Origin of the sequence: Luteolibacter sp. (assembly GCF_039920825.1) — a bacterium.
In the GTDB taxonomy this organism is placed as follows: Bacteria; Verrucomicrobiota; Verrucomicrobiia; order Verrucomicrobiales; family Akkermansiaceae; genus Luteolibacter.
On record NZ_JBDSCX010000064.1, the window covers coordinates 79881 to 86287 of the forward strand.

A 6407-nucleotide genomic window follows, 5' to 3' on the forward strand; every position below is an offset into this window, starting at 1 on the left:
CAGTTGAAAACTAACATGCCGTCACCGCGTTTCATCCTGCAACATCTCGAACATGCAGGATTTGGCGAATGTCCAATGCCGCTGGATGGTGCGCTCGGTGACGCCGCGGAGTTCGGCGATCTGTTGGTTGGTCAGGCCGCCGAAAAATTTCAAACTCACGATTTCCGCGTTTTCCGGATCCACCAGCTCGAAGCGCCTCAACACATCGTCGATCATCAGCAGGCGGTCGTCCAAGTCACCGGCGCAAACATCCACGTCATCGATCGAGAGAACCCGCTGGTTGTTGCCGCGTTTCAGAGTGGCTTTCGTTCGGGCGCGGTCCACCAGAATCCGCCGCATCGCCGTGGCCGCGGTTTTGAAAAAATGATCCTTGTCTTCCCACGTCTGATCGCTGGAGGCGCTCAGACGCAACCATACCTCGTGGACGAGTGCGGTCGGTTGCAGCGTCATGGCTCCGGATTCCATCGCCATCCGCTTTGATGCCAGACTGCGGAGTTCATCGTAAACCAAGGGCAGCAGTTCCCGGGATGGAATTCTCCCGTTGCGAGTCGCTTCCGTAAGCAGTTGGTCGAAATCCGCCATGAATAGGCGTCTAATCCGGGAAGCATCCGTTGCAAATCAAAAACCCACTTCCGGAAATGATAATCTGTCGGCTGTCTGGTTTTCCCTCGGAAATCCGCTTATATCGGGTGACTGCCGGAATCGCCCGGCCGATTTTACCGAATTTGAAATGAAACCCCTTTTCCCGATGGCTGCCTTCGCAGCCCTTCTCGCCTCGATGGCCGTATGCCACGCCGGCGTCACCTACGTGGATGCCACCTCCGGCGCGTCAGGAAACACCACGCTTGCAGGCGGCGGCACATTTTCGCCACCGCTCAACGGGACCACCGGTGCGGACAACAATTGGGAGGAACGCACGGTTTTGGGCTCCGGTGGAAATGTCTTCGAAGCAAGTGGCGAGAATGTTTCGGAAAACGCTCCGGAACTCAAAACCACGCTGAGCGGACTCACCCCGGGTGCCACCTACACGATCTACGTTTATTTCTGGGATCCCGCCAGCACGGGTGAGGATTGGAACATCCGCGCCGGCTCGGCCTCCAATCCTTCCTCTAACACACTTTACTCCGCCGCGGACGCCACCACAGACCTCGGCGGTGCCACTGCCGCGGTGCTCGCAAGCACGCTCACCCACGACGTTGCGCCGAGTGTTGTCACCGAGAGCGGCCGTAATTTGCTCGCAGCTTCTATCGGCAGCTTCACCGCGGATGGCGGCGGGCAGGTCCGCGTCTTTATCGACGACATGCCGACCTCGCTCAACGTCAACCGCCGCACCTGGTTCGACGGAGTCGGATACGAACTCGCCGCCCCGCCCGTGGCAGCCATCACCTATGTGGATGCGACGACTTCCAACACCACCCGCTGGGACGGCCAGACTTTCAGCCCTGCTCCTAACGGAACCACCGGCCTCGACAACAATTGGGAAACGAGAACCTTGGGAAACAGCGCGACCGTGTTCGAATCCAACGCGGAAGCTCTTGAGGACGCACCGCTGCTGGTCACCAGCGCCACCGGCCTCCTGCCCAATACCCAATACGTCGTTTACGCCTACTACTGGGACGCCTCCACCGGCAATTGGCGCATCAAGGCCACCGCGAAACCGACGGACATCCAAAACAATGGAACCCCGGGAAATCTATCAGACGACTTCCTTCCCACGTCCACGCCCAACCACTTCGCCTCGGACAACAACGCGGGCGGCACTGCGACCATCGGCACGCTGGCATCCGCATCGACCTTTGTGACGACGCCTCTCACCACCGAGTCCGACCGCGCCCTGCGCCAGGCGGCCCTCGGCACCGCCACCACCGACTCTAACGGCAAGCTCTCCGTTTACATCGACGACCTCTCTTTCGTCGCCCAGGACAAGCGCACCTGGTATGACGGCATCGGTTACAAGCTCGCCACTCCCCTCACCCCAGGCGCGGATGAGGACGGCGACGGCCTCACCAATGCGGACGAGGCGACCCGCGGCACCAACCCCTACATCGCCGATACCGACGGAGACACCTACGCCGACGGAACGGAAGTCGCCGCCGGTTCCGATCCTCTCAACCCGCAATCCATTCCTCCGCTTCCCGGAAACTCGCTGATGATCGCACCGGATGGCGCTTGGACCTGGTTCAACGACGAACGCACGATTTTCCATCAGGGATCGGTCTTCTGCGGATATGTGAAAGCGAACGGCCAATACGGCATCACCCGCTACAATCCGGCCACCAATGAGACGTTCGACATGATCATCAGCACGGCCACTTCCCAACAGCAGGATGATCATAACAATCCGTCCATCACACCGCTGCCGGACGGCCGGCTCATGATTCTTTACGCGAAACACCTCGCCGAACCCAGGTTCTATCAGCGCACCTCGCTCGTGCCGCTGCCCACCACCGACGCCGATTGGGGACCCGAAATCATCCGCCCGCTCACCGCCAACGACACGTATAACAACACCTACGTTCTGAGCGGCGAGTCCAACCGGATCTATAACTTCCACCGGAACATCAATTTCAACCCCACCATCACCATTTCCGACGACCTCGGTGCGACCTGGCAGCCCTCGATTCCCTTCATCGAGGTGGGAACCGGAAATGTCCGGCCCTACCCGCGCTATTGCTCGAACCGGACCGACCGCGTGGACCTGATCTACACCGACGGCCATCCGCGCGACGTGGACAACTCGGTCTATCACATGTATTACAAGGCCGGTGGATTCTATAAAACCGACGCCACCCTCATCGACACCTTCGCAAACCTTCCGCTCGATCATGGCGGCGGCCAGCGCGGGTCGGTGATCTATCAATATTCCAATGCCGCCTGGGGCGCGGGTCAGGGACCGGACGACTGGATTCCCTCGGCCCGCGGATGGACTTGGGATATCCATTATGGGGCGGATGGAAATCCCGTCTGCGTCTTCCAGGTCCAGGTCGGCACGGACGCCACCTGGTCCACTTCACGGATCTATTACTACTACGCCCGCTGGACCGGAACCGAATGGCAAAAGCGATTCATCGCCCAAGCCGGCCGGGCAATTTACGCCGCGGAATCCGATTACGGCGGAGGCATGACCATCGACCCCCAAAACCCGAACGTCGTCTATATTTCCTCGAACGCCGCGTCTCCCTTCGATCTCGCGGACGTGAACAACGTGCCGCTCGGCGCGAATGCCCGATTTGAAATCTATCGGGGCGTGACCAAGGACGGCGGACTCACTTTCGAATGGGAGCAAATCACCAAGAACTCGGCGGCGGACAACCTGCGCCCGATCGTTCCGGAAAATCACGGCTACGACCGCGCCGTGCTCTGGTTCAACGGAACCTACAACTCCTACACCAGCTTCGACGCACGGGTGCTCGCCATCTTCAGAAACAGCCCGCGGATCAAGTCCATGTCCTTCTCGCCCGCCACCAACTCGGGAAACCTCTCGTGGTCCTCCTCTCCAGGCTGGAGCTACCGCATCACCGGATCCTCCGACCTATCGGGATTTCCCCAGGAGGTCGCCACCGACATCGCATCCCAGGGAGACACCACCAGCCACAGCTTCAATTTTCCAGCGCCACTGCAGAATCTTCCGAAAGCGTTTTTCCGGGTGGAGGAGAAATAGTCCTTCCGTGCCGCCGGGAAGCGGTCCGGGATTTGCGGTTTGCCGTGCTCTTGAAGAGGCAATCTGACGATTGAACTCCAAACAGTGAAACGAAGCGGCTCGCGGGGAACAGGTTTGGGCATTTACCGACCCCAAGCGCTCCTTTTTCCCGCCCATGGCATTCAAAAACACCTGTATTAAAAAGGAATCACCCATTTCTTCCGAACAATCGCATCTTGACCCGGACGGCCCGGCCCTTTACCTAGGCCGCCGCATGGGATTTGACACACTTGGGCTCTCCGCAGCCGTTCTGGAAGCCATTGAGGAGTCCGGTTATACCACGCCTACGCCGATTCAGGCACAGGCGATTCCGATTATTCTCGAAGGAAAGGACGTGATTGGTGCCTCCCAAACAGGCACGGGAAAAACCGCGGCGTTCGCGCTGCCCACGCTTTCGAAGATCACGAAAATGGGCAAGCCCCAGATCCTCGTGCTCGAACCGACGCGCGAGCTCGCCCACCAGGTCGCCGAGCAGTTCGAGAAATACGGCAAGCACACCGGCATGAAAGTCGCCCTGCTTTACGGCGGCGTCGGCCTCGGCACGCAGTCCGAACAACTCGCCGCCGGTGCCGACATCGTCGTCGCCACCCCCGGCCGCCTCGTTGACCATTTCTACCGCACTTCCATGCGCTTCGGCGAAATCAAGGTGCTCATCCTCGACGAAGTGGACCGCATGCTCGACATGGGTTTCCTCCCTCAGGTGCGGAAAATCGTCAATCTCTGCCCGTGGGACGAGCGCCAGACGCTCTTTTTCTCGGCCACCATGCCACCGGCGATCCAGACCTTCGCCCAATGGTGCCTAACCGATCCGACCAGCATCGAGATCGCCCGCACCTCCATCCCGACCAGCGTCACCCACGCCTTCTATCCGGTCGCCATGGACCAGCGCGACGAACTCCTGCTAGAACTTCTCAAACAAACCGACTACCACTCGGTCATGATTTTCACCCGCACCCGCAAGGAAGCGGACCAGCTCACCTCGCTGATCAAATCCACCGGCCAGCCGAAAGTCGCCGCGATGCACTCGGACATCAACCAAGTGGACCGCATGAAAGCCCTAGCCGGATTCAAGGCCGGCGATTATGAAATTCTCGTCGCCACCGACGTCGCCGCCCGCGGCATCGACATCTCCGGCGTCTCGCACGTCATCAACTACCGCGTCCCGGAAAACGCCGAGGACTACGTCCATCGCATCGGCCGCACCGGCCGGGCCGAGGCCGAGGGCGACGCCTTCACCATCCTCACCGCCGACGAACTCGACTACGCGAAGTCCGTGGAAATTTTCATCGACCAGGTCATCCCGCGCCGCAAGCTGGAGGACTTCGACTACATTTACACCGCCTTGTTGGATGACGCTCCGATCAAGCCGGTACGCCGCAAGAAAACCGGCGGCAAGAAGCGGAGATAAGGAGCCGGAACGAATGGCACATAGTTAAGGCCGATTTCGTTGATGGAGCAGGAGTATGTCGCCTCGGTATTCCGGCAGGAATGGCAGTAGAAACAAGGAGCGGCGATCTCAGAATCGCCTGACCATGAGAGGATCATGAAAAGCGATTCTCTCGATACATTGACTCCGCATGGGCTCTGGCGAATCGGAGTCCGCCACTCCTTGGGGCAGGTATAGCAGCAAAATGCGCGTGGACGGGTTGCCAAAAGTGATTTCTGAAACGAAACGCGGAGTTGCTGAGGTCGCGGAGAGAATCGCGGAGACAAAATTAAGGGGGTTTCCCAGCTTTGCGGCCCTCTCTCCTGCCTCTGCGTCTCCGCGTTTCGCTGGCTCCATGAATCCATCTCCCTACAGATTTCAAACCCGCGAAGTAACGGCAAAAACTTTTGGCCAAAAGTCTAACCACGTGCCATTCGAGCGGGGACTTATTGTCCCCATCTTCCCACTATCTCCTCCCCATCAGCAGAAACGGCGCGGGCCTTTTCGTTCCCACCGCTCCATATCTCGCCACGCGCCAGCCGCTGTTAGCCAGCGCCGCCATCCACGTCTCCACGGCCGCCGCTTCCAGCGCGCCTGCCGGATGCCCCGGATAACAGATCACGGAAAGCACGCCGCCGGGCTTGAGCAGTTTCCCGGCTTCTTCCAATGCCGCGAGTGTCTCCTGCCCTTCAGTCGTTAGATTATGATCCTCTCCGGGCAGATAGCCGAGGTTGAACATCACCGCCGCCACGGATCCGGCTTCCACATGTTCCCCCATCCGGACATGGGACTCATGGAGGAACTTCACCCGATTTTTAAACCCCGCCGATGCCACCCGCTCCCTAGCGGAAACCAACGCGGCTTCCTGCACGTCGAACGCCAGCACCCGGCCCGATTCCCCGACGCATTCCGCTAGAAAAACTGTGTCATGTCCGTTTCCCGCCGTGGCATCGATCACCACATCACCCGGCCGGATCACCGGCCGGAGAAGCTCCTGCGCCAACGCCGTCGGGCGCGGTGGAAACATCGGATCAGCGGGATTCATGCGGGATAGGGAGAGGATTTTGAACAGGAGTTAGCAGAGGAAGCAGAGGGCGGGAAACCCAGAAGCTGTTTTAAAATAATGAATTCCAGGGATCTCGCACCGAGAATCCATCTTCATGATCACTTCTTATCCCTCTCATCTGTGTTTATCTGTGTTCATTTGACGGAGAGTTTTGATTTTCCAGTCCGTCCATCTCCGCTACGCTTCGGTTGTGGTTAAAAAAATCCAAATGTAGA

4 protein-coding genes are annotated in these 6407 nt (G+C 59.2%); 2 read left to right on the forward strand and 2 right to left on the reverse strand.

What is annotated here, in order from left to right:
• Positions 1-21: 21 nt before the first annotated feature.
• Entirely contained in the window at positions 22-582 is a 561-nt protein-coding gene (locus tag ABIQ96_RS19085) for an ECF-type sigma factor (protein WP_348216228.1), read from the reverse strand.
• Positions 583-730: 148 nt separating this feature from the next.
• Between ABIQ96_RS19085 and ABIQ96_RS19090 the strand changes: the two genes are divergently transcribed.
• Both ABIQ96_RS19090 and ABIQ96_RS19095 read left to right on the forward strand, forming a co-directional pair.
• Positions 731-3661 carry a BNR-4 repeat-containing protein gene (locus tag ABIQ96_RS19090; RefSeq protein WP_348216229.1) on the forward strand — a complete coding sequence of 977 codons (2931 nt, stop codon included), beginning with the start codon at positions 731-733 and terminating at the stop codon, positions 3659-3661.
• A 154-nt stretch (positions 3662-3815) separates the two neighbouring features.
• Positions 3816-5108, forward strand: coding sequence for a DEAD/DEAH box helicase (locus tag ABIQ96_RS19095; protein WP_348216230.1), 1293 nt, complete (start codon positions 3816-3818; stop codon positions 5106-5108).
• A gap of 484 nt (positions 5109-5592) precedes the next feature.
• Here the strand turns inward: ABIQ96_RS19095 and ABIQ96_RS19100 are convergent, their stop codons facing one another.
• On the reverse strand, positions 5593-6171 hold the full coding sequence (locus tag ABIQ96_RS19100) for a class I SAM-dependent methyltransferase (RefSeq protein WP_348216231.1): 579 nt from the start codon (positions 6169-6171) through the stop codon (positions 5593-5595).
• Positions 6172-6407 lie beyond the last annotated feature (236 nt).